27 protein-coding genes are annotated in these 22979 nt (G+C 71.6%); 7 read left to right on the plus strand and 20 right to left on the minus strand.

The genetic code is table 11. From position 1 onward, the window contains the following. Window positions 1-42: 42 nt before the first annotated feature. Both BMW88_RS10910 and BMW88_RS10915 read right to left on the minus strand, forming a co-directional pair. On the minus strand, window positions 43-444 hold the full coding sequence (locus tag BMW88_RS10910; RefSeq protein WP_089950527.1) for a Trp biosynthesis-associated membrane protein: 402 nt from the start codon (window positions 442-444) through the stop codon (window positions 43-45). Further along, a complete protein-coding gene (locus BMW88_RS10915) occupies window positions 434-1972 on the minus strand; it encodes an anthranilate synthase component I (RefSeq protein ID WP_089950528.1) in 1539 nt (512 codons plus the stop codon). Before BMW88_RS10915 ends, BMW88_RS10910 begins: the two co-directional genes overlap by 11 nt. A 37-nt stretch (window positions 1973-2009) precedes the next feature. Between BMW88_RS10915 and BMW88_RS10920 the strand changes: the two genes are divergently transcribed. Beyond that, window positions 2010-2624, plus strand: a complete 615-nt coding sequence (locus BMW88_RS10920) for a TetR/AcrR family transcriptional regulator (protein WP_089950529.1) — start codon at window positions 2010-2012, stop codon at window positions 2622-2624. A 4-nt stretch (window positions 2625-2628) separates the two neighbouring features. On the opposite strand, the gene hisI is transcribed toward BMW88_RS10920, so the two are convergent. The 6 genes from hisI to BMW88_RS10950 are packed head-to-tail and all read right to left on the minus strand — an operon-like array spanning window position 2629 to window position 6861. Next, entirely contained in the window at window positions 2629-2979 is a 351-nt protein-coding gene (gene hisI / locus BMW88_RS10925) for a phosphoribosyl-AMP cyclohydrolase (RefSeq protein ID WP_089950530.1), read from the minus strand. After that, window positions 2976-3335: a hypothetical protein gene (locus BMW88_RS10930; protein WP_089950531.1), complete on the minus strand. Its 360-nt coding sequence runs from the start codon at window positions 3333-3335 to the stop codon at window positions 2976-2978. The genes hisI and BMW88_RS10930 overlap by 4 nt, the downstream gene beginning before the upstream one ends. Beyond that, window positions 3332-4090 (minus strand): imidazole glycerol phosphate synthase subunit HisF, encoded by a 759-nt coding sequence (hisF, locus tag BMW88_RS10935; protein WP_089950532.1) that lies wholly within the window; start codon window positions 4088-4090, stop codon window positions 3332-3334. Before hisF ends, BMW88_RS10930 begins: the two co-directional genes overlap by 4 nt. 49 nt (window positions 4091-4139) lie before the next feature. Beyond that, complete coding sequence (locus BMW88_RS10940) at window positions 4140-6056, minus strand: diguanylate cyclase domain-containing protein (RefSeq protein WP_089950533.1); 1917 nt, start codon at window positions 6054-6056, stop codon at window positions 4140-4142. Further along, on the minus strand, window positions 6053-6625 hold the full coding sequence (locus tag BMW88_RS10945) for an RNA polymerase sigma factor (protein ID WP_089950534.1): 573 nt from the start codon (window positions 6623-6625) through the stop codon (window positions 6053-6055). Before BMW88_RS10945 ends, BMW88_RS10940 begins: the two co-directional genes overlap by 4 nt. Then, entirely contained in the window at window positions 6622-6861 is a 240-nt protein-coding gene (locus BMW88_RS10950) for a hypothetical protein (RefSeq protein WP_089950535.1), read from the minus strand. The genes BMW88_RS10945 and BMW88_RS10950 overlap by 4 nt, the downstream gene beginning before the upstream one ends. A 111-nt stretch (window positions 6862-6972) precedes the next feature. Here BMW88_RS10950 and BMW88_RS10955 point away from each other — a divergent pair, with 111 nt between their 5' ends. Then, window positions 6973-7350 (plus strand): PPOX class F420-dependent oxidoreductase, encoded by a 378-nt coding sequence (locus tag BMW88_RS10955; protein ID WP_245777703.1) that lies wholly within the window; start codon window positions 6973-6975, stop codon window positions 7348-7350. 38 nt (window positions 7351-7388) lie between these two features. After that, complete coding sequence (locus BMW88_RS10960) at window positions 7389-8093, plus strand: Clp protease N-terminal domain-containing protein (protein WP_245777704.1); 705 nt, start codon at window positions 7389-7391, stop codon at window positions 8091-8093. On the opposite strand, the gene priA is transcribed toward BMW88_RS10960, so the two are convergent. From priA to BMW88_RS10985, 5 genes are all read right to left on the minus strand, one after another. After that, window positions 8059-8790 carry a bifunctional 1-(5-phosphoribosyl)-5-((5-phosphoribosylamino)methylideneamino)imidazole-4-carboxamide isomerase/phosphoribosylanthranilate isomerase PriA gene (priA, locus tag BMW88_RS10965; RefSeq protein WP_089950537.1) on the minus strand — a complete coding sequence of 244 codons (732 nt, stop codon included), beginning with the start codon at window positions 8788-8790 and terminating at the stop codon, window positions 8059-8061. The genes BMW88_RS10960 and priA overlap by 35 nt on opposite strands. A gap of 51 nt (window positions 8791-8841) precedes the next feature. Then, a complete protein-coding gene (gene hisH / locus BMW88_RS10970; protein ID WP_218148033.1) occupies window positions 8842-9477 on the minus strand; it encodes an imidazole glycerol phosphate synthase subunit HisH in 636 nt (211 codons plus the stop codon). 10 nt (window positions 9478-9487) lie between these two features. After that, a complete protein-coding gene (locus BMW88_RS10975; RefSeq protein WP_143116034.1) occupies window positions 9488-10300 on the minus strand; it encodes a hypothetical protein in 813 nt (270 codons plus the stop codon). A 195-nt stretch (window positions 10301-10495) separates the two neighbouring features. Further along, window positions 10496-11389 carry a transketolase family protein gene (locus BMW88_RS10980; RefSeq protein ID WP_089950539.1) on the minus strand — a complete coding sequence of 298 codons (894 nt, stop codon included), beginning with the start codon at window positions 11387-11389 and terminating at the stop codon, window positions 10496-10498. Further along, the gene (locus BMW88_RS10985; protein ID WP_245777705.1) at window positions 11389-12051 is read right to left on the minus strand and encodes a thiamine pyrophosphate-dependent enzyme; all 663 of its coding nucleotides are present in this window, start codon (window positions 12049-12051) and stop codon (window positions 11389-11391) included. The genes BMW88_RS10980 and BMW88_RS10985 overlap by 1 nt, the downstream gene beginning before the upstream one ends. A gap of 73 nt (window positions 12052-12124) precedes the next feature. Here BMW88_RS10985 and soxR point away from each other — a divergent pair, with 73 nt between their 5' ends. Next, complete coding sequence (gene soxR, locus BMW88_RS10990; RefSeq protein ID WP_245777721.1) at window positions 12125-12571, plus strand: redox-sensitive transcriptional activator SoxR; 447 nt, start codon at window positions 12125-12127, stop codon at window positions 12569-12571. Here soxR and BMW88_RS10995 read toward each other — a convergent pair. After that, window positions 12515-13384, minus strand: a complete 870-nt coding sequence (locus BMW88_RS10995) for an alpha/beta fold hydrolase (protein ID WP_089950542.1) — start codon at window positions 13382-13384, stop codon at window positions 12515-12517. The genes soxR and BMW88_RS10995 overlap by 57 nt on opposite strands. Window positions 13385-13437: 53 nt before the next feature. Between BMW88_RS10995 and BMW88_RS11000 the strand changes: the two genes are divergently transcribed. Together BMW88_RS11000 and BMW88_RS11005 are read left to right on the plus strand one after the other, a co-directional pair. Beyond that, the gene (locus BMW88_RS11000; RefSeq protein WP_089950543.1) at window positions 13438-13962 is read left to right on the plus strand and encodes an RNA 2'-phosphotransferase; all 525 of its coding nucleotides are present in this window, start codon (window positions 13438-13440) and stop codon (window positions 13960-13962) included. Next, window positions 13959-14561 (plus strand): class I SAM-dependent methyltransferase, encoded by a 603-nt coding sequence (locus BMW88_RS11005; RefSeq protein ID WP_245777706.1) that lies wholly within the window; start codon window positions 13959-13961, stop codon window positions 14559-14561. The genes BMW88_RS11000 and BMW88_RS11005 overlap by 4 nt, the downstream gene beginning before the upstream one ends. On the opposite strand, the gene BMW88_RS11010 is transcribed toward BMW88_RS11005, so the two are convergent. From BMW88_RS11010 to hisD, 5 genes are read right to left on the minus strand one after another with little or no spacing between them, the layout of a single operon-like run. Continuing rightward, the gene (locus BMW88_RS11010) at window positions 14548-17235 is read right to left on the minus strand and encodes a TIR domain-containing protein (RefSeq protein ID WP_089950544.1); all 2688 of its coding nucleotides are present in this window, start codon (window positions 17233-17235) and stop codon (window positions 14548-14550) included. The two genes, BMW88_RS11005 and BMW88_RS11010, sit on opposite strands and share 14 nt — an antisense overlap. A gap of 24 nt (window positions 17236-17259) precedes the next feature. Next, a complete protein-coding gene (locus tag BMW88_RS41775) occupies window positions 17260-17415 on the minus strand; it encodes a hypothetical protein (protein WP_177221044.1) in 156 nt (51 codons plus the stop codon). Further along, a complete protein-coding gene (gene hisB, locus BMW88_RS11015) occupies window positions 17416-18018 on the minus strand; it encodes an imidazoleglycerol-phosphate dehydratase HisB (RefSeq protein WP_089950545.1) in 603 nt (200 codons plus the stop codon). It lies immediately after the preceding gene. Continuing rightward, window positions 18015-19112, minus strand: coding sequence for a histidinol-phosphate transaminase (locus tag BMW88_RS11020; RefSeq protein ID WP_089950690.1), 1098 nt, complete (start codon window positions 19110-19112; stop codon window positions 18015-18017). The genes hisB and BMW88_RS11020 overlap by 4 nt, the downstream gene beginning before the upstream one ends. Window positions 19113-19117: 5 nt before the next feature. Next, entirely contained in the window at window positions 19118-20434 is a 1317-nt protein-coding gene (gene hisD, locus BMW88_RS11025) for a histidinol dehydrogenase (RefSeq protein WP_089950546.1), read from the minus strand. Between the two features lie 132 nt (window positions 20435-20566). On the opposite strand from hisD, the gene BMW88_RS11030 reads away from it, so the two are divergent. Then, the gene (locus BMW88_RS11030; RefSeq protein ID WP_089950547.1) at window positions 20567-21865 is read left to right on the plus strand and encodes a M14 family metallopeptidase; all 1299 of its coding nucleotides are present in this window, start codon (window positions 20567-20569) and stop codon (window positions 21863-21865) included. On the opposite strand, the gene BMW88_RS11035 is transcribed toward BMW88_RS11030, so the two are convergent. Beyond that, window positions 21846-22970: an aminotransferase class V-fold PLP-dependent enzyme gene (locus tag BMW88_RS11035; protein ID WP_245777707.1), complete on the minus strand. Its 1125-nt coding sequence runs from the start codon at window positions 22968-22970 to the stop codon at window positions 21846-21848. The genes BMW88_RS11030 and BMW88_RS11035 overlap by 20 nt on opposite strands. Window positions 22971-22979 lie beyond the last annotated feature (9 nt).

The raw sequence follows: 22979 nt of genomic DNA on the forward strand, positions 1-22979 counted from the left end.
GGTCGTGCACGTGTCACATGCGTGAATGCGGATGAATGATCTTCACTCGTTCGAGGAATGTCCGCCGGGGGTCCTGTCGTCGGTGGGATCGTCGCCACGCTCCAAAGCGCGCCACATGTCGGTCTCGGGCTCGTGCGCACGAGCCTTCTGCCCGCCCACACCGATCTTCGGCATCCGGGCCCCGAGAGCCACCTGGAGCGCGCCGGAGCCCGCCACGAGCACGCCACCGGCGAGCGCGAGCCAGTGGCCGGAGAACGCGGCGGCGATGCCGACGACGACCAGCAGCGCGCCCAGGACCCGGCGCGCCGCGCCGCTCAGCGCGACGACCGCCGCGACGGACGCGAGGCAGAGCAGCGCGACCGGCACCGTTCCCGCGCCCCAGAAGGCACCCGCCGCGCCCACGAGCAGGAGCGCGGCGATCCACAGTGGACGGCTACCGGTCAACGGCCGGCGCCATCGTCTGCGCGGTGGCGATCGCGGCCAGCACCGCGCCCGCCTTGTTCAGGCACTCGTTGTCCTCGGCCAGCGGGTCCGAGTCCGCCACGATGCCGCCGCCTGCCTGCACGTACGCCACCCCGTCGCGGACGAGGGCCGTGCGGATGGCGATCGCGGTGTCCGCGTCGCCCGCGAAGTCGAAGTAGCCCACGACGCCGCCGTACAGGCCGCGCCGCGTGGGCTCCAGCTCCTCGATCAGCTCCATCGCGCGCGGCTTGGGCGCACCGGACAGCGTGCCGGCCGGGAAGCACGCGGCGACCGCGTCGTAGGCCGTCTTGCCCTCGGCCAGCTCACCGGTCACGGTCGACACGATGTGCATGACGTGGCTGTACCGCTCGACCTTGAAGAAGTCGACGACGTTCACCGAGCCCGGCTTGCAGACGCGGCCCAGGTCGTTGCGGCCGAGGTCGACGAGCATCAGGTGCTCGGCGCGTTCCTTGTGGTCGGCGAGGAGGTCCTTCTCGAGCAGGGCGTCCTCCTCCGGGTCCTCGCTGCGCCAGCGGGTGCCCGCGATGGGGTGCGTGGTCGCCTTGCCGTCGCGCACCGTGACCAGCGCCTCGGGGCTGCAGCCCACGATGTCGAAGCCGTCGAGGCGCAGCAGGTACATGTACGGGCTGGGGTTCGTCGTGCGCAGCACCCGGTAGACGTCGAGCGCGTCGGCCTCCGTCTCGATCTCGAACCGCTGCGACACGACGATCTGGAACGCCTCGCCCGCCCGGATGGCCTCCTTGGCCTTCTCGACGGCGGCGAAGTGCTCCGCCTGCGAGCGGCGGCGCCGGAACTCCGGCTTGGGCCGCGAGAAGACCGCGGCGGTCGGCGGCGCGGACGTGTGCAGCGCCGTCGTCATCTCGTCGAGGCGGCGCACCGCGTCCTCGTACGCCTCGTCGACGCGCTCCGGGGAGTCGTCCCAGTTGATGGCGTTCGCGATGAGCGTGACGGTGCCCTCGTGGTGGTCGAGCGCGGCCAGGTCCGTCGCGAGCAGCATGACCAGCTCGGGGAGCTTCAGGTCGTCCTCGGCGATGCTGGGCAGCCGCTCCAGCCGCCGCACGGCGTCGTAGCCGATGTAGCCGACCATGCCACCGGTCAACGGCGGGAGACCGGGCAGCGGGTCCGTGCGCAGCACCTCGATGGTCTCGCGCAGCGCCTGCATCGGGTCACCGCCGTCGGGCAGGCCGACCGGGCGCGTGCCCGTCCAGAACGCCTCGCCGCCGGTCGCCGTGAGGGCGGCCGAGGACCGCACGCCGATGAACGACCACCGCGACCAGGAGCGCCCGTTCTCCGCGGACTCGAACAGGAACGTGCCAGGCCGGTCCGCTCCGAGCTTGCGGTAGAGGCCGACCGGGGTCTCCGCGTCCGCGAGCAGCCTGCGCACCACCGGGATGACCCGGCGGTTGACCGCGAGTTCGCGGAACTCCTCACGCGTGGGGCTCACGGCCCCCAGACCAGCGGCGGCCACAGCCCCGATGACGCTCACCATGGTCGCATTGTTGCATAAATTCAACATGTGTTGAAATATGACCCGTGTGGAGCAAGTGAACCAGAAACGCCGAGGCCGCCGCGCCGCGGGCGAGGACACGCGGTCCGCGCTGATCGCCGCCGCGCGCGAGGCCTTCGTCGAGAAGGGCTACGACGGCGCGACCGTCCGCGCGATCGCCGCCAGGGCCGGCGTGGACGCCGCCATGGTCAACCACTGGTTCGGCGGCAAGGAGGGCCTGTTCGCCCAGTCGGTGCTGCAGCTCCCGTTCGACCCGTCCGAGATCCTCAAGCGCCTGCTCGACGGCCCGGTGGAGCAGGCGGGTGAACGCATCATCCGCACCTTCGTCACCGTCTGGGACGCGAACGGCGGCGGCACGTTCGCCGCGCTGATCCGCAGCGTCACCAGCCAGCAGGAGGTGGCGGACGCGCTGAAGTCGTTCTTCATCAACGCGATCTTCAAGAACCTGCTCGCCGCGATCGGCGCCGAGCAGCGGGAGCTGCGCGCCACCCTGTGCGCCACGCAGCTCGTCGGGCTCGGGATCGTCCGCTACGTGGTCCGCTTCGAACCGCTGGCCTCGACCGACCCCGACACCCTCGTGAAGGCGATCGCGCCGAACATGCAGCGCTACCTCACCGGCGAGATCGACAACTAGCCCCTCACGCGTCGGCGAGCAGCACCGTGGCGTCGAAGCACGTGCGGTCGCCCGTGTGGCAGGCGGCGCCCACCTGGTCGACGACCAGCAGCAGCGTGTCGCCGTCGCAGTCCAGCCGCACCTCGTGCACGTACTGGGTGTGGCCCGAGGTCTCGCCCTTCACCCACAGCTGCCGGCGGCTGCGCGAGTAGTAGGTCGCGCGGCGGGTCGTGAGGGTGCGGTGCAGGGCCTCGTCGTCCATCCAGGCCACCATGAGCACCTCGCCGGTGCCGCGCTGCTGGGCGACCGCGCACACCAGGCCGTCCGGGGTGCGCTTGAGCCGCGCTGAGACGGCGGGATCGAGCGGGCTGCTCAACGGGGTCCTCCCAGGTGTTCGCGAGCGGGTCCGGTGTTCAGCAGGACCACGCCGTAGAGGTGCACTGCGGCCAGCACGCCGGACGCGGCGCGGGTCCACGCCGGTCCGTCGGCCAGTGTGATCACGAGGTGCAGCAGCGCGACGAGGATGAACACGATCATCGCCGGGTAGTGCATGACGCGCATGCGCAACAACAACGCCGCGGCCACGGCCAATTCCACCGCTGCGGTGAACGACGGCAGCTTCAGCACGTCCGCGTCGCCCGTCGAGCGCCACAGGACCAGCCCCACCACCAGGAACACCAGTGCCCCGCCGAACGCGACCGCCGAGGCGACCCGCACCTCGACGGGCTTCACCGCACCACGACGCCCGCCTGGCGCAGGCCGTCCTTGACCTCGCCGATGCGGAGCTGCCCGAAGTGGAACACGCTGGCGGCCAGCACGGCGTCGGCGCCGGCGGCGACCGCCGGCGGGAAGTGGCCGACCGCGCCCGCGCCGCCGCTCGCGATGAGCGGCACGTCGACCTCGCGCCGCACCAGCTCGATGAGCTCGAGGTCGAACCCGGCCTTGGTGCCGTCGGCGTCCATCGAGTTCAGCAGGATCTCGCCGACGCCCAGCTCCTGACCGCGCGCCGACCACTCCACCGCGTCGATGCCGGTGCCGGTGCGGCCACCGTGCGTGGTGACCTCGAAGCCGGTGCCGCCGGGCAAGCGCCGGGCGTCGACCGAGAGCACGATGCACTGCGCGCCGTAGCGCTCCGAGCACTCCCGCAGCAGCTCCGGCCGGGCGATGGCGGCCGTGTTGAGGCTGACCTTGTCCGCGCCCGCGCGCAGCAGCTTGTCGACGTCCTCGGGGCTGCGCACGCCGCCACCGACCGTGAGCGGGATGAACACCTGCTCGGCAGTGCGGCGCACCACGTCGTACGTCGTCTCGCGGTCGCCGCTCGACGCCGTCACGTCGAGGAACGTCAGCTCGTCGGCGCCCTCGGCGTCGTACGCCCTGGCCAGCTCGACCGGATCGCCCGCGTCGACGAGGTTGGTGAAGTTCACGCCCTTCACCACCCGGCCGCGGTCGACGTCGAGACAGGGGATGACACGGACCGCGACGGACATGCGGGAAAGCCTACATAGGTGTCGTTCCCGCACGGCGCCGACCAGCCCGTCACCGCAGTTCGAGCAGCTCTCCCAGCCGCGCGGGCGCGATGGCGGTGCCGACGAAGTCGCCGGCACCGAAGTCGGCGCCCGCGTCGCGCCACCACCCGGCGATCTCGGCCGAGTCGATCCCGTCCACCGCGATCGCCACCCCTTCCTGGTGCAGCAGCGAAAGCAGCGTCGTCACGTGCGGTGCCCTGCCCGGCAACAGGCCGCGCCGAAGTCGCACGCAGGCCACCGGCAGGTCCTGCACGGCAGCCACCTCCCACGGCCCCAGCCCGAAGTCGTCGAGCATCGTGTAGACGCCCACACCCGCCAGCGTTGTCAGGTTGTCCACGGCGTCGCTTTCGGACAGGGCGCCCGCCGGCATGCTCAGCATCAGCCGGTGTGCTTCGAACCCGGTCTCGTCCAACGCCCGCTCGACGCGCCTGACCAGGGTCGCGTCGGTCGCCTGGTGCGCGGTCAGCCGCACGGCCAGCGGTCCGCCGGGCTGCCTGCCCCACCACCGCCGCACCTCGCCGCAGGCGAGCCGGAGCAGCCACTCCCCCAGCGCGAGGACGAGACCCGTCCGCTCGGCCAGCGCCGCGCACCTGCCGTGCGGCAGCGGTTCGGGCAAACCGGGGTGCTCCCAGCACAGCTCGGCCTCGACCGCCACCAGTACGTCGAGGCGCAGGCTCCGCACCGGCCGGTAGCGGACACCGATCTGGCCGCTCTCCCACGCACCGGGCATGACGACGGCGAGCGCCTGGTCGAGCCGGTCGTCCGCGGCCTGACCGGGGTGGAAGAGGCGCCACTGCCCACGCCCGGCCGACCTGGCCCTGCGCAGCGCCGAGCCTGCGGCGGACAACAGCTCCGCCGGATCGATGTCGTGCGGCGGCAGGTGCACGACCCCCGCGCTCACCGACACCGCGAGGCCGTTGCCGTCCACGTAGACCGGTTCGGCGAGGTGGGCACCGATCTCGTCCATGACGGCCGCGATGCCCGGCGTCTGCGAGGAGTTCTCCACGACTACCCCGAACTCGCCGTCGCCCAGCCGCGCCACCACCGCGCTCTCCCGCGCCATGATCGATTCCAACCGCTGCGCGGCGTGCCGCAGGAGCGCATCACCGGCGTGGCGACCCAGGGCGTCGCACACGAGGTCGAACCCGTCGAGGCCCAGGTGGAACAGCGTGATGCCGTGCCGCCGATCGGCTCCGCGCAGCACCGCTCCGAGGCGAGCGCTGAAGGCCGTCCGGTCCGGCAGCCCGGTGAGCGGGTCGTACCGCGGCTGCCCGCCGAACGCGTCCGGCGGCGGTTCCGGCTCCGTGTCACCCTCGATCACCACGATGTGGTGACCGGGCTCGTCCGCAGCACCGCGGAGCAGTGACACGGCGAGCGAGACCGGTACCGCCTCGCCACCCGCACCCGCCATCCGCAGCCTCTGCCGAAAACGGCCGGACGTGCCATCGCGCACTTGTGACAGCACGGCGCGGAGCGGTTCCATCGAGTCCGGTGCCGCGAGTTCGAGCAGCGACAGCCCGGCCAGCTCGTCCGGTCCGCGGCCGAGGACGTCGCCGACCGCCTCGTTCGCGCGCAGCAACCGTCCGTCCGGCCCGACGAGCAGAACTCCGCTCCTCGACGACATGACCACCTCGTCGAACCACGCCTCAGCGGTGCTCCTCGCCCTCGACCCCGCTCCGAGCTCGCTCTCCGGCGGCACAGCGCCGGGCACGCCGCTCAGCCGGTACGCCCACGTGCGTGCGAGCGCCTGCCGGGTTCCGCCGGCGTCCCGCGCACGATCGAACCCGGCGGCGGCCTCGCCGGCGTTCCCGGCACGGTCGAGGAGAGCGGCCAGCCCCGCCGCGGTGTCGAGCCGGACAGGCGCCGGATCCGCCTCGTGCGCGCGCCGGACCAGCTCGCGGGTGGCGTCGTGGTGACGATCGGTCATGATCGTTCGCCTCCTCGCATGTCGGTGAACCTGTCCGTCAGCGGCTTCACCAGCTTGAAGAACCGTTCGACCTGCGTGCGCACGGTCGACTCCGTGATGCCCACGGATCTCGCGATGTCGGCGTACTCGACCTCCTCGAGGAAGTACATGGTCACGACAACGCGCCGCCGAGGGGGTTGGCGGTCTATCAACTCCCTCACGGCGGAGAGCGCGGCGTGCTCGTCGAGCCGGTCGACCACGTCGTCCTCGAAGGAGACGGCGTCGAGGTCCTCGTCCAGCTCGGCGAGCCTCTGCCGGCGCCGGTACACGTCGCAGACCTTGTTGGCGGCGATTCCCACCACGTACTTGCGGTTGTCGTCCCGGAGGTGCGCCTGCCGCTTCGACCAGCACCGGAACATCTCCAGGTAGGCGTCCTGCACGGCGTCCGCCGCGAGGAACCGATCGCCCTTCGTCATGCGGCACACCGTGGCCATGACCTGTTCTGCCGTGCCCTCGTAGAACGCTCCGAACGTGGCCGAGTCACCGGCGGGCCGCTCGTGCGGCGGGCCGTGCGAAGGCGTGTGGCTCACGTCGCCGATCCACCTCGGCGCCCGCGTGACGACATGTCCACCGCTCGGTCCAGGGTCACCTCGATGACCGCCCCATCAGGATCTCGATCCACGACGCGGCCACCGGGGCCGAGATGCCGCACGACGTTCTCGATGCTCGTCCTCCGGGCCCGGTAGCGGTGCAGGGCGACGAGCTCGCGGACCAGGACGGAGACGACCGGCACCAGACCGAGTGCCACCATCCACGCGTTGCCCATCCGTGCCGCCCTTTCGCCGCGTCTCCATGAGGGGTCGCCGGAGAGGGCCCCGTTGTCTACAAGCCGGCGCGAAATAGTCGGTTCTCCTTCGGCGCGGCTAGGCTCATCGGTGTGATCACCGCACTGGGCGAGGGCAAGTACCTGCTGCTGACGACGTTCCGCAAGGACGGCACCCCGGTGCCCACCCCGGTCTGGGTGGTCGCGGGCCCCGGCGACGTGCTGCACGCCTGGAGCGCGAAGGACACCGGCAAGGTGAAGCGGATCCGGCGCAACGGCGACGTCGAGATCGGGGCGTGCGACGTGCGGGGCAACCCGAAGGGCGAGTCGGTCAAGGCGCGCGCACGGCTGTTGGACGACGACGCGAGCGACGAGGTCCGTTCGCGCATCGTGAAGAAGTACGGGCTGTTCGGCTGGATCACCGTGTTCGGCAGCAAGCTCCGGCGCGGCAGGACCGGAACGGTCGGTATCGAGATCACCGCGTCAACCTGAGGTTGACCACGTCCTCAACGTCAACCTAGAGTTGACGGGTGATCCAGTTGACCGATCTCATCGTCACGGTCGCCCGCGAGGCCGACGACTCCCTCGTGCGCCTCGCGAAGGCCGTCGAGATGAGCGGTCAGCTCAGCGAGCTCGGCGACCACCTCATCGGCCACTTCGTCGACGAGGCCCGCCGCGGCGGCGCGAGCTGGGCCGAGATCGGGGAGAGCCTCGGCGTCACCAAGCAGGCCGCACAGAAGCGGTTCGTGCCCAGGGAATCACCCGATCTGGGTGGCAAACCGACGATGGAGCGCTACACCCAGCGCTCCCGCCGGGTGATCGCGCTGGCGCGGCACCACGCGCGGTTCAGCGAGCGCATCGGCACCGAGCACCTGCTGCTGGGACTGCTCGACGAGTCGGGCGGCCTCGCGGCCAAGACGATCGCGAAGCTCGAGTCCGGCGACGGCAGCACGCGCATCGCCGTGCTCAACCGGCTGGAGAAGGAGCCCCGCCAACGGCCGGAGAAGCAGCCGTACTCGGCGCACTGCAAGAAGTCGCTCGAACTGGCCGTCCGCGAGGCGCTGCGGATGGGGCACATGTTCATCGGCACCGAGCACATCCTGCTCGGTGTGCTGCTCGCCGAGGACGGGACCGCGGCCGACGTGCTGCACAACACCGGTGTCACGCACGCGGCCGCGGCCGCTCACATCGAGAAGGTCGTCAACGGACCGCAGCGAGTGCTTCCGGGAGCGTGAAGGCGCCCGCGTACAGGGCCTTGCCGATGATCGAGCCCTCCACGCCGTCGCGCGCCAGCTTCGCCAGCGCGACCAGGTCGTCCACACTGGACACACCGCCGGACGCGATCACCGGCGCGTCGGTGCGGGCGCAGACCTCGCTGAGCAGCTCCAGGTTCGGGCCCTTCAACGTGCCGTCCTTCGACACGTCCGTCACGACGTAGCGCGCGCAGCCGTCGCGGTCGAGCCGGTCGAGGACCTCCCAGAGGTCGCCGCCGTCGGACGTCCAGCCGCGGCCCTTGACCCGGTGGCCCTGCTCGGTGATGCGGACGTCCAGCCCCACCGCGATCTTCTCGCCGTGGGCGGCGATGGCCTTCGCGCACCACTCCGGGTCCTCGAGCGCGGCCGTGCCGAGGTTCACGCGGGCGCAGCCGGTGGCCAGCGCGGCCTCCAGCGACGCGTCGTCGCGGATGCCGCCGGACAGCTCGACCTTCACGTCCAGCTCACCGACGACCCTGGCGACGAGCTCGCGGTTCGAGCCGCGGCCGAACGCCGCGTCGAGGTCGACGAGGTGGATCCACTCCGCTCCGTCGCGCTGCCACTGCAGGGCCGCGTCGAGCGGCTCACCGTAGTTGGTCTCGGTACCGGCTTCGCCCTGCACGAGCCGGACGGCACGACCGTCGGCCACGTCAACAGCGGGGAGGAGTGTGAACGTCACCCGAGCAGCCTAGCGTCCCGCCGAGCGGGCCCGGCCGGGTGCTCCCGGACGTCAGGACAGGCTGGTCAGCCAGTTCCGCAGCAGGTGCGCCCCGGCGTCGCCGGACTTCTCCGGGTGGAACTGGGTGGCCCACAGCGGCCCGTTCTCCACCGCCGCCACGAACTCGTCGCCGGCGTGGTCGGCCCACGTCACCAGCGGCGGCCTGATGTGGTCGGCGGCCTCCAGCTCCCACTTGCGCACGCCGTAGGAGTGCACGAAGTAGAACCGGGTGTCCTCGTCCAGGCCCGCGAAGAGCTTCGACCCCTCCGGCGCGCGGACGGTGTTCCAGCCCATGTGCGGCACGATCGGGGCTTCCAGCCGCTCGACGGTGCCGGGCCACTCGCCGCAGCCCTCGGTCAGCACGCCGTGCTCGATGCCGCGCTCGAACAGGATCTGCATGCCCACGCAGATGCCGAGCACGGGACGGCCGCCGGCGAGGCGCTCGCCGATGATGCGGGCGCCGCGCACCGAGTTGAGTCCCTCCATGCACGCCGCGTACGCGCCGACGCCGGGCACGACCAGCCCGTCGGCTTCGCGCGCGGCGTCGGGGTCCGACGTCACCTCGACATGGGCGCCGACCCGCTGAAGCGCGCGCTCGGCGGAGCGCAGGTTGCCGGAGCCATAGTCAAGTACGACGACACGTGCCACGACGTCCAGGTTAGTCGGTCGGGACCGCACCTTGCGTAACCGGTATGACCGGCAACACGGTGTTGATCGGTTTCGTGCGCACGAGCTGCCGCCTGAGCACCACCATGAGCCCGGCCGCCAGCACCACGAGCACACCGGCGACGACGTAGTACACAACCGCCGCGACGTTGAGCAGGACCGTGACCAGCGCCGTCAGCACGATCAGGGGGAAGACCAGCGCGAGCGGCCACTTCTTCGCGTGCGGAGCCTCGAGCGTCCGCAGCACGAAGTCGGCGCGGCCCTCCTCCGTGAGCTCGGCGACCTGCGCGACCTCCGGCAGCCCCGCCGCGCGGAAGAAGCCGGGGATCGCCCCGCCCGCGTTGTGGAAGTCGCGGATGCGTTCGAGCGCGCCCTTGCGGCTGGCCTGCGGGTGCAGCGCGGTGAGCTTGTCGATCGCGTCGAGCTGCCACTTCTCCTTCTCGCGCAGGTTGAGCAGGCTCGCGGTCGAGCGGTCGAAGACCTTGCCGGCGAGCCCCGACTGCTTGGCCTCGGCGGACAGCCGCAGCACGGCCTCGCGCGAGCCCCACATCGAGGCGCGGCCGAGCGCCGTCGTGAAGAGGTAGAGCAGGGCGGCGTCGCCGTTCCACACCGCCAGCGCGGCGCCACCGCCGATCTTGCGCACCCCGTTCGCCATGTACGCGGCCTCGCTGAGCTTGGTGGCCGGTGGGGGCAACAGCACCGTGCCGGACTGGACCGGGACGAGCGCCGCGGGGCCCACGTTGCCGCTGTGCATGGCCTGCTGCAGCTCGGCGGCGTTCAACGGGGTCCAGATCAGCATTCTCACGCGCAACATCATTCCTCGTCGGCCACGCGGGCCCTCCGCGGCCTCGCCGGAACGCGATCTCGTCCACATCGGACCTGCGGGGGACGGGCGAAGGGGCGCACGACCGGGCATCCCGCCCGGCCGTGCGCCCACCTCTCACACCGCGCGAGACGGTGCGCCGGTCCAGTCATCCCCCATGACCGCGAACATGTTTCTTCACCCCCTGAAGAAACTCCGCACAGCGCTCCCCAGCCCGACCACGTCGAGGTCGTGCGCCGCGTCATGGTCCTCGGCCGTGCCGTAGTTGCGGAGCTCTGCGTGTCGTTTGACGCCTGTAGAACGAATGCGGTGCGGGATTTGTTGCAGTGTCTCGGACACGAGATGAGAAGAAGTTCCTTCGAGATACGGCTCCACCACCATCACGTCGGCGTGGTCGGTCTCCTCCACCGCCCTGCGCAGTCCGTCCGAGTCGAACGGTCGGACCGTGGCCGCGTAGAGCACCGTGACGTCGGCGTTCTCGGAGTCGACCGCCTTGAGCACCCGGTCGAGCATCGGCCCGACGGCGAGCACGACACCGCGCTTGCCGTGACGCACCGCGGTGAACCCCTCACCCACCGGGTACGCCCTGGTGTTCTCGTGCAGCGAAAGCCTGACGTACACCCGGTTGTCGTCCTGCAACGCCTGCTCGAGCAGCGGGGCCACCTCGTCCGGGTGCCCCGGCACGTGGACGGTCCAGCCGGGCAGCGTGTCGAACAGCGCCACGTCGCCGGGCGACTGGTGGGTGCGCCCCCACACCGGGTCGTCGTAGGACGCACCGATGCTCACGAACACCGCGCCGACGTCCTGATGGCCGATGTCGAGCTTGATCTGCTCGTACGGCCGTTCGACCAGGAACGGCGCGTAGCTGTGCACGACCGGCCGCAGCCCGGTCAGCGCCAGCCCGCTCGCCACGCCCACCATCGTCTGCTCGCGGATCCCGACGTCCACGACGCGTTCGTTCTCCTGCGGGAACTCGTTGCTGGAGATCACCGCGGTGACCACGGCGATCCGCGGGTCTTGCGCGATCCCGTCGTTGACGGTCCGGACGAAGGCCTCCCGCATGGTCGTCATCAGTAGCTCCTCTCGACTTTGGCGACCACCGCGTACGGGCGGTCGTGCGGGGCGGACAGCGCGGCGAAGATCTCGTCGTGGTCGCGGCCGTCGACCTCGGCGGTCTGCCACCCCTCGACGGCGAACCGCCGGGCGATGCCGCCGGGCCAGCCGTGCATGGCGGACTGGTTGTCGATCACGATCGCGGTCAGGTTCGCGACCCCGAGCCGCGCCGCCACCGCGATCGCCTCGTGGTTGCTGCCCTCGTCCAGCTCACCGTCACCGACCAGCACGAACGTGCGGCCCCTGCTCTTGCCGATCCGCTGCCCGATGGCCGTTCCCACCGCGATCGGCAGCCCGTGCCCGAGCGAACCGCTGCTGATCTCCGCCCCGCGCACGAGCACCCGGTCGGGGTGCTGGCCGAGCGGACTGTCCCACGACGTCCAATCGTCCAAAGTGGACTCGTCGATGAACCCCTTCTCCGCGAGGACCGCGTAGTACGCCATCGGGCCGTGCCCCTTGGACAGCAGGAACCGGTCGCGGTCGGGGTGGTCGGCGGTGGCGGGCGTGACGTCGAGGACGCGGTCGTAGAGGACCCAGAGCACGTCGATCGTGGAGGCCGCCGCCCACTCGTGCTTCTCGTCCCCGGTCATCCTGGCGAAGAGTTCCGGTATCCGTTGCATGCCACCAACTGTTCAACCTCGACCATGCTGGAGGTCAAGCGGTTACCATGATCGGGTGAGCAAGCTGCCGGAAATGCTGACCATCGGCCAGGTCGCCGAACGCAGCGGCGTCCCCCACACGGCCCTGCGCTTCTACGAGGACAGGGGCCTGATCGCCTCCGTCCGCACAGCGGGCAACCAGCGGCGCTACCAGCGCTCGGTGCTGCGCCGCCTGGCCTTCATCCGCACCGCGCAACGCGTGGGCCTCAGCCTCGAGGACGTCCGCGACGCCCTGGCCCAGCTACCCGACAACCGCACGCCCACGAAGTCCGACTGGGAGCGCCTCTCCCGCTCGTGGAAGGCGGAGCTCGACGCCCGCATCGACGCCCTCTACCGGCTGCGCGACCGCCTCACCGGCTGCATCGGCTGCGGTTGCCTGTCCCTGCGGAGCTGCGCGTTGCAGAACATCGACGACGAGCAGGCCTCACACGGGCCGGGGGCGCCCCAGCTCAAGCCCGTCGTGGAAGGCGGCACCCTCTAGGAACTCCCGCAGGGCGCGCAGGAAGCCCTCCGGCTCGTCGACGTGCAGCATGTGCCCCGCCTCTTCCAGCACCACGGCGCGGGCTCGCGGGATCAGCTCCAGCGTCGGTTCGACCAGCGCGGCGGGGAACGTCATGTCCAGCCGCCCGTGCAGCAGGAGCACCGGGATGCCGAGGCCGGCGATCCGCCGCGCCGCGTCCGGAAGCCGCGGCGAGACCAGCGCCGGGAGCTGCCGCACCCACTCCGCGCCGAACCTGACCTCCTCCAGCCGCCGCAGGTAACCGGGCATCGCCGCCGGTCGCCGGACGTTGGCCTCGGCGGCGGCGAACGCCTCGGCCCGCACGCACTCCTCCGGCGACAGGTCCCGCCGTTGCCACGGGTCCTCCTGCCGCGCCAGGACCTCGTCGCGCCCGGCCCACCCCGCGAAGGCGTCCGGCGGCACCGGCAGCACGCTGCTGCCCGCCACGACCAGGCTGCGCACGCGCGACGGATGGGTGATCGCGAACCGCTGCGCCACCATGCCGCCGTAGGAGTGGCCCAGCACGTCCGCGCGCTCCACCTCGAACGCGTCCAGCACCCGCACGAGGTCCTCCACCACGCCATCGGGGTGGTACTCGGGCACCCGGCCCGACCGGCCGCAGCCGCGCAGGTCCGGCATCAGCAGGCGGCAGGCGACCCGGTCGAGCGGATCCCGCAGGTAGCTGTGGTCCCAGTCGGGGCCACCGTGGATCGCGAGCACCGTCCGCTCCCCCGGCCACTCCCGCCAGGCCACGAAGATCTCGGTCTCGGCCGGAACCACCCGTTCGCGCCACACAGACCCATCGAACCGCAAAACGGCTGGACAGGCTGTGGTTTGCTGGAGCCCGAATGGAAGACGAAAGAATGATCCGCCTCTCGAAGCGGATGTCCAAAGCGCTCCGGCACCAGCCGGAGCGCGTCGGCCTCACCCTGGACCCGGCCGGCTGGGTGCCGGTGGCCGACGTCCTGAACGCACTGGGCATCACGCCGGAAGACCTGCACGACGTGGTGGCGCGCAACGACAAGAAGCGCTTCACCATCGACGGCGACCGCATCCGCGCCAACCAGGGCCACAGCGTCGAGGTGGACCTCGGCCTGCCGACCGCGGTTCCGCCGGACCAGTTGTTCCACGGCACGGTCGCGCAGTTCCTCGACGACATCCTGCGCGACGGCCTGCGCCCCATGTCGCGTCACGACGTGCACCTCTCCCCCGACCGCGAGACCGCGCGCCGGGTCGGCGCCCGGCGCGGGCGGCCGTTGATCCTCACCGTCGACGCGAAGGCGATGCACGCGGACGGCCACGAGTTCCGGTTGAGCGCCAACGGGGTGTGGCTCACCGGGCACGTCCCGCCCGAGTACCTGGGCACCGCGTGAAACGCATCGTCGAGGCCGGCTACGACGCCATGGCGGAGCACTACCTCACGTGGTCCGCGGAGATCGCCGACGACCCGCGCCTGCACTACCTCGCGGAGTTCGAGACCCACCTGCCCGACCGGGCGAAGGTCCTCGACCTCGGTTGTGGCGCGGGCCTCCCGTGCAGCCGGGAGCTCGCCGAACGGCACGACGTGCTCGGCGTCGACCTGTCACAGCAGCAGATCGACCTCGCGCGCGCGAACGTGCCCAACGCGCGGTTCGAGAAGGCCGACATGACGGCGCTCGACTTCCCGGACGGCACGTTCGACGGAGTCACGGCGTTCTACTCGATCCTGCACGTGCCACGCGCCGAGCAGCCCGCGCTCATCGCGAAGATCGCGCGGTGGCTCACGCCCGGCGGCGTGTTCCTGGCGTCGCTCGGCACCGGCACGCCGGACACCACCGAGACCTGGCTCGGCGTCGAGATGTTCTTCGGCAGCAACACGCCCGACGTGAACCGGGAACTGCTCGCGGAGCACCTGGAGATCGTCGTGGACGACCTGGTGACGATGCACGAGCCGGACCCGGCCACGTTCCACTGGCTGCTCACCCGCAGGTGAGGTCGGCGGGCGGCGAGGTGCCCACGTACCGGCGCCATTCGTCCGCCGTCAGGCCACGGCCGGCGGACGCGCACGCCGAGCGCACCCAGTTCTCCTCGGACAGGTCCCACGCGGTGAGCGGCGAGTCGGAGATCGCCGTGACCACGCGCCGGTCGCCGTCGAACGCCACACCGATGCGCCCGAACCGGCCGCGCTGCTCGACCAGCGGCACCTGTCCGACGACCTCACCGGTGCCGAGGTCCGTGATCACCATCGCGTGGTCGCGGCGGAGCTGGGCGGCGAGGGTGGTGCTCGGGCCGGCGGCGATCCCCGGCAGGTAGCTGGGGTCGGTGGGCACGTCGCGGTGCGAGGTGCCCGCGGTGTCCCAGATCTCGATGGTGCCGTCGCGCTGGACGAGCAGGCTGTCGTCGGTGAACGCGACCGCGTCGGCGCGGCCGCCGAGTGAGCGGCGGGCACCGGTCGAGGTGTCGACCAGCTCGACGGAGTCCGGGGTGGCCACCGCGGCGGCGGAGGCGTCCGCGCTGATCGCGGCGAGGTGCCCGGCCGGCGGCCAGCCCGCGTGGTCGAGGCGGCGGCCGAGGGTGGTCGTGCGTTCCAGGGCGAGGTCGGGGCCGGAGAAGAGCTGCACGTCGCCCTGCTCGTTCACGGTGACGAGCCGGCTGTCGTCGGCGGCGGCGCGCAGGGCGACCAGGTGCTCGGCGACCACGTCGCCCTTCCACCGCACGGACCGCCGCAGTCCCGGCCGGGTGTCCCAGGTCTCGCCGATGCCCTCGGGCAGCGTCACGGCGTAGAGCTTGTCGCCGGTCGAGTTCCACGCCACCGGGCCGAACTCGCTGTCCGGGCCCACGGACTCCGACGACGACCCGACCGCCACGTCCGCACCCGCGGCGACGGCGACCCTGCCGTCCTCGACGGCGAGCCAGGGGGCGGGGCAGGCGTTGCACGACAGCGGCGAGCGGGTTCCCAGCTCGGAGGCCAGGCGGGTGTTGCGGGTGAGGTCCCACAGCACGAGCCGGTCGAGCGAGGCGGAGACCAGGCGGTCGGTGGAACCGAGGAACTCGACGAAGGTCGTGTCGCTGTTGCCGTCCAGTCGCGCGCGTTCACCGGCCGTCGGGCCGGTCATGTCGTAGACGTGGATCGTGCCGATGTCGGCCACGGCCGTGCGGGCGCCGTTGTCGCTGATCGCCACGTGGGACGGGTTGGGACGGCCATCGGGCAGCGCGACGTCCTGCGAGTCGTGGTCGAACGCGGGACGGTCGGTGCGCCACAACCTCGTCTCACCGTCGGCGGACCAGCCGAAGTGGTCGCCGTTCGCGGACAGGCCGATCCAGAACCCGTTGGCGGGCAGCACGTTGCCCTGTGCGGTGGCGAGGACCTCCATGCTCGCCGGGGACCGGCGCGTCCACTCGAAGTCGGTCAGCTCCAGCAGCGTCCCGTCGTCCGGGAGCCGCATCCCGAGCAACGGCCAGGCGGTCCCGTCCCGCTGCGCGCGGCGGTCCGTCCGTCCATCGTGGACGATCGACAGGAAGTGGCCCTCCCCGCCGTCGCGCGTGGTCGCGTGGACGGCGGTGAACCGGCCCGACGGCGACACCGCCACCAGCACGGACGACAGGTCCGCCGGAGTCTCGAACCGCCGCACGTCACCGGAGCGGGCGTCCCAGCGCACCGACGAGCCCGCGGAGGAGGCGGCGACCACCGCGCCGTCGGCGTTCACCGCCACCGCGGTCACCGGGCTCGACCCGACCTCCGTCTCGGCACGCGAACCCGCGGCGAGGTCGAGCCGCACCACCCTGCCGTCCTCGGTGCCGGCGACGGCGATCTTGCCGTCCGCCGACGCGGCGAGGGCGGACACCTCGCCGCCGACCTGCACGTACCGGTCGAGTTGCGGGCTGGCCGTCAACGCCTGGAAGAGCGCGGACCGGGTCTCGGCGTTCGGCTCGACCCGGTAGCCCTCGGCCGCGAGCACCTGGCTCAGCGCGAGGTCGGTGCGCAGGTTCGCCACCGCCGCCGACGCGAGTCCCCTCGCCGTCGCCGTGCGGGCCTGGGCGATGGCGTCGTCGCGCTGCGCCACCGCGATCAGCGCCGCGACCAGCACGGCCGCGGCCAGCACCGCCAGCGCCGTGACCGCGCCGCGCGCCAGCCGCATCGTGCGGCGGTGCTGGCGGACGTGCTCGCCGACCAGGTCGTCCTTCGGCACCCCGCGCACCGCGCTCGCGATGTCCGCGACGCACTCGCGCAGCCGCGGGTTCGACTCGTCGACGTTCTCCGCCGACCGCAACCACCGCAGGTCGACCCAGCGCGGCTCCTCGCCGAGCGCCCTGCGCACCCGCGGGGGCACCGACTGGGCGTACTCGCCCGAGGTGAGCACGACGAGGATCCGCTGGGCGGACCGGTGTTCCAGCCACCACTCCAGCTCGCGGTTGACCCACGTCGAGGCGGCGGCCTCCGGCGAGGCCATCAGGACCAGCCAGCGCGACCGGGCCAGGTGCTCCTCGATCGACGTCCACAGCCCGGGGCTCGCCGGCAGGGTCGCGTCGTCGAGGAACACCCGGGACGCGCGCGGCCGGTACCAGGGCTTGGCGAAGCGCTGCACACCGCGCTGCAGCGCCGGAGCGAGCACACCGTCGAGCGCTCTGTTGTACGAGATGAACGCGTCGAAGTCAGGCTCGCCCACGTGCTCGATTCTGGCGGTTCGGTCCTAGATGAGCCAGAGGACGGCGCCGCCCACCGCGAGCACGATCAGCACCAGCAGGATGACCGCCATCAGCCTGGCGGTCTTCCACGTCGCGTAGACGCCACCGGCCAGGAAACCCGCGAGGGCCAGCAGGCCGATGACGACGACCTCCTTCGGCATCTACAGCACGCCCTTGGTCGACGGGACGACGCCGGCGACGCGCGGGTCGGGTTCGACGGCCGCGCGCAGGGCCCGTGCGATCGCCTTGTACTCGGCCTCCGCGATGTGGTGCGGGTCGCGGCCGTACTCGACGCGCACGTGCAGCGCGATCTGGGCGTGGAAGGCCAGCGACTCGAAGACGTGCCGGTTGAGCACGAACGGGTAGTTGCCGCCGATCACGAACGAGTTGAACTGCTCCGGCTCGCCGCGGTGCACGGTGTACGGGCGGCCGGAGACGTCGACCGACGCGTGCGCGAGGGTCTCGTCCATCGGGATCCAGCAGTCGCCGAAGCGGCGGATGCCCTTCTTGTCCCCCAGCGCCTCGCGCAACGCCTGGCCCAGCACGATCGCGATGTCCTCCACGGAGTGGTGGGCGTCGATGTGCGTGTCACCGGTGGCGCGGACGACCAGGTCGAAGCTGCCGTGCACCCCGAACGCGGTGAGCATGTGGTCGTAGAACGGCACGCCGGTGCTGATCTCGACCTGACCGGTGCCGTCCAGGTCGATCTCGACGCGGACCGACGACTCCCTGGTGGTGCGCTCCACCTTGCCAACACGGCTCACCGGCCGACCTCCTTGCTGGCCGCGAGGAAGGCGTCGTTCTCCTCGGGCGTTCCGATGGTCACCCGCAGGTGACCCGCGATTCCGACGTCCCTGATGAGCACGCCGTGGTCCAAGTAGGACTTCCACACCGACCGTGCGTCCTCGAACCAGCCGAACAGCACGAAGTTCGCGTCCGATGGCACGACCTGGAAACCCAGCTCCGTCAACGCCGAGACGACCCGGTCGCGTTCGGCGGCGAGCCGCGCGACCGATCCCAGCGTCTCCGCGGCGTGCCGCAGCGAGGCCCGCGCGGCAGCCTGGGTCAGCTGCGACAGGTGGTAGGGCAGGCGGACCAGCTGCAACGCGTCGACCACCGCCGGAGCCGCCGCCAGGTAGCCCAGGCGTCCGCCGGCGAAGGCGAACGCCTTCGACATCGTGCGCGAGACGATGAGCCGCGAGCCGTACTCGTCGAGCAGCTTGATCGCGCTCTCCTGCGGGGAGAACTCCGCGTACGCCTCGTCGACGACGATCATGCCCGTGGTGGACGCGATCAGCAGGCGCAGGTCGTCGAGCGGGATCGACTGGCCCGTCGGGTTGTTCGGCGACGTCACGAAGACGACGTCCGGCCGCGTCTCGGCGATCACCGCGGCGGCCTTCTCCACGTCGAGCGAGAAGTCGGGGCGGCGCGGCGTCGGTGACCACTCGGTGCGGGTGCCGGCGGCGATGATCGGGTGCATCGAGTACGACGGCTCGAAGCCCAGCGCCACCCGGCCCGGTCCGCCGAACGCCTGCAGCACCTGCTGGAGGATCTCGTTGGACCCGTTGGCGGCCCAGACGTTCTCGGCCGTCAGCGGGACCGACGTGGCTTCGGTCAGGTAGGCCGCCAGGTCCTCGCGCAACGCCACCGCGTCGCGGTCCGGGTAGCGGTGCAGCTCACCGGCGATCTCCGCGACGGCCGCGACGACGTCCGCCGCGAGGGCGGGTGTCGGCGCGTACGGGTTTTCGTTGGTGTTCAGGCGGTACGGCACGTCGAGCTGCGGTGCGCCGTACGGCGTGCGGCCGCGCAGGTCCTCGCGCAGGGGCAGGTCCGACAACTCCACCCGCGCTCCCACCACGGGCTTCACCGGGGGAACCTCGCCGTGACGGCCTGCCCGTGCGCGGGCAGGTCCTCCGCGTTGGCCAGCGCGACGACCTTGTCCGCGACGTCGCGGAGCGCTTCCTCGGAGTAGTCGATCACGTGGATGCCGCGCAGGAACGTCTGCACGGACAGTCCCGACGAGTGCCGCGCGCAGCCGCCGGTGGGCAGCACGTGGTTCGAGCCGGCGCAGTAGTCGCCCAGCGACACCGGCGCGTAGGCGCCGACGAAGATGGCTCCGGCGGAACGGATCCGCGCGGCCACCCCGCGCGCGTCGCGCGTCTGGATCTCCAGGTGCTCGGCGGCGTAGGCGTCGACGACGCGGACGCCTTCGTCCACGGAGGACACCAGCACGGTGCCGGACTGCTTGCCGTTCAGCGCCGTGCGGATCCGTTCGACGTGCTTCGTCGCGCGGATCTGGCGCTCCAGCTCGGCGTCGACGGCGTCCGCGAGCTCCTCGGAGTCCGTCACCAGCACGGAGGCGGCCAGCGGGTCGTGCTCGGCCTGGCTGATCAGGTCGGCGGCCACGTGCACCGGGTCGGCCGACGAGTCGGCGAGGATCGCGATCTCCGTCGGTCCCGCCTCGGAGTCGATGCCGATCAGGCCGCGCAGCAGCCGCTTGGCCGCCGCCACGTAGATGTTGCCGGGGCCGGTGATGATGTCCACCGGGGCCAGCTCGCCGCCATCGGTGTCCACCCCGCCGTAGGCCATGAGCGCCAGCGCCTGCGCGCCACCCGCTGCCCACACCTCGTCGACGCCGAGCAGCGCGGCGGCTGCCAGGATCGTCGGGTGCGGCAGGCCGCCGAACTCGGCCTGCGGCGGCGAGCACACCACCAGCGACTCGACGCCGGCGATCTGGGCGGGCACGACGTTCATCACGACGGTCGACGGGTAGACGGCGAGACCGCCGGGCGCGTAGAGACCGACGCGCGAGACCGGCACCCACTTCTCGGTCACGGTGCCGCCGGGGACGACCTGCGTGGTCGTCTCGGTGCGGCGCTGGTCGGCGTGCACGCGCCTGGTGCGCGCGATCACCTCTTCCAGCGCCTCGCGCACGGCCGGGTCCAGCGAGGACAGCGCGGACGAGATCTCAGCGGCCGGCACGCGGACCGAGTCGGGGCGGACGCGGTCGAACTTCTCGGTGTACTCGAGCACGGCCTCGACACCGCGCGCCGCGACCGCCTCCACGACGGGACGCACGTGATGCAGCGCCGCGTCCACGTCCATCTCGGCGCGCGGCACGATGGCGCGCAACTGAGCGGGAGTCGTGGTGCGACCTCGCAGGTCGATGCGGCTGAGCATGTACCACAGCCTAGTAGCTGCGGAAATCTGTCAACGGTCACCCCGCTATCGGCGCTACTCAGCCTGTGACGCCACGGCCACGCTCGGTCGAGCACCACTCCGTCGCACACCCCTGCCGATGATGGAGGAACCATGTTCACCAAGCGCCGCGGCACGATCGCCGCAGTGCTCGGGTTCTGCCTGCCCGTGCTGGTCGCGGGCATGGCGGCACCCGGCAACGCCGACTCCGGCCGCTACCTGCTGGAGGTCACCGCCGACACGTCCGCCGAACGCACCCAGGTCGCCAGGACCGGTGTCGACGTGCTCGGAGCGACCAAGCTCACGACCGTGCAGGTCGTGGCCGACAAGGCCCAGTACCGCGCCCTGCAGGCGACCGGGCTGCCGATCACCTACGTCGGCGACTTCGAGCAGGAGCTCAAGAAGCTCGGCCAGGTCCAGTTCGCGGACCCGCAGCCCGGCCAGGTCGGCACGCAGGACTTCCCGTCCGGCTACACCGGCTACCACAACTTCGCGGAGACCACCGCGGAGCTGCAGCAGACCGTCCGCGACCACCCGGCGCTGGCCAGCCTGCGCAGCATCGGCAAGAGCTACCAGAACCGGGACATCTGGGCACTCAAGATCAGTGACAACGTGGCCTCCGACGAGAGCGAGCCGGAGGTGCTGTTCGTCTGCGGCCAGCACGCCCGCGAGCACCTGACCGTCGAGCAGTGCCTGCAGATCGCCAAGCGCTACACCGACAGCTACGCCACCCCGGCGGTCAAGAACCTCGTCGACAACCGCGAGGTCTGGATCGTCCCGATGATGAACCCGGACGGCGCCGAGTACGACATCGCCACCGGCTCGTTCCGCGGCTGGCGCAAGAACCGCCAGGGCAACGGCACCGACCTCAACCGCAACTGGGGCTACAAGTGGGGCTGCTGCGGCGGTTCGAGCGGCAGCAGCACGTCGGACACCTACCGCGGCACGGCGGCGTTCTCCGCTCCGGAGACCGCCCGCATCCGCGACTTCGTGAACTCGCGCGTGGTCGGTGGCAGCCAGCAGATCAAGACGTTCATCGACTTCCACTCGTACTCGGAGCTCGTGCTGTGGCCGTACGGCTACACGCAGGCGGACACGGACACGGGCCTCAACGCGGACGAGGCCCGCGCGTTCCAGACGCTCGGCAGGCAGATGGCCGCCACCAACGGCTACACGCCGGAGCAGGCGAGCGACCTGTACATCACCGACGGCAGCAGCGACGACTGGATGTGGGGCCAGCACAAGATCTGGGCGTACACCTTCGAGATGTACCCGGCCAGCGGCGGCGCCCTGAACGGCTTCTACCCGCGTGACACGGTCATCGCGGCGCAGACCGCCCGCAACGACCGCGCCGTCGACCTGCTGATGAGCTACTCGGACTGCGTGAAGCGGGTCATCGGGCAGACCTGCTGATCCTCTCCAGCGCCTGGTCGACCTCCTGGTCGGTGACGAAGTAGTGCGGTGAGGCCCGCACTACTTCGTCCAGGCCGCGCCGCGTCATGTCGATCAACGTCGACCCGCGCTGCGACACGGTGACGGCGACGTCCTCCCGCCAGAGCCGGTCCTTGAGCTCCGTCGCCGGCACCCGGTCGCTCGTGAACGTGACGATGCCGCACCGCCGTTCGCCGAGGTCGCGCACGGTGATCCCGTCGATCGCCGCGAGACCGTCGCGCAAGCGCGCCGCGCGGGCGGTGACCTCGGCCTCGATCACATCAGGACCCTTGGCCAGGGCGTACTTCGCGGCGGCGATCAGGCCCAGCCGGTCGGCCACGCTGAACTCCCACAGCTCGAACACCCGCGCGTCGTCCCGCGGCGCGAAGCGGCCGGGCGCGGTCCACTCGGCGGCGCTGTGGTCGAACAACCGCGGCCGCATCCTGCGCCGCGCGTCGTTCCGCACGACCAGCGCGCCCGTGCCGCGCGGCCCGCGCAGCCACTTGCGGCCGGTGCAGACCAGCACGTCGTAGTCGAGGTGGCGCAGGTCGAGCTGACCGGCCGACTGGCAGGCGTCGAGCAGCACCAGCGCACCCGCCTCACGGACCTTCGCGGTGATCTCGGCGACCGGGTTGACCAGGCCGCCGTTCGTGGGCACGTGCACGAGCGAGATCAGCTTGACCCGGTCGTCCAGGTCCAGCGCCTCGACGTCGACCTGCCCGTGCCGGTCGGACGGCATGACCTCGATCGTCGCGCCGGTCTCCTCCGCGCGGCGCAGCATCGGCACCGCGTTGCCGCCGTACTCGACCTCGGTGATGAGCACGCGGTCGCCCTCGCCCAGCACGACGGCGTCGAACGCGGTGAGCCACGACCGGGTCGCGCTGTCGGTGAACGCGACCTCGGACGGCTCGCACCCGAAGAGCTCGGCCAGCACGCCGTAGCCCGCCTCCACGTCATCATGCCGTTCCGCGGCGGCCCGGTAGCCGCCGATCTCGGTCTCCCGGCGGAGGTGGCCGACCACCTCGTCGACCACCTCGGCGGGCGGGATCGAGGAACCGGCGCTGTCCAGGAAGATCAGGTCGCTCACCGGCACCAC

Origin of the sequence: Lentzea xinjiangensis (assembly GCF_900110955.1) — a bacterium.
In the GTDB taxonomy this organism is placed as follows: Bacteria; Actinomycetota; Actinomycetes; order Mycobacteriales; family Pseudonocardiaceae; genus Lentzea; species Lentzea xinjiangensis.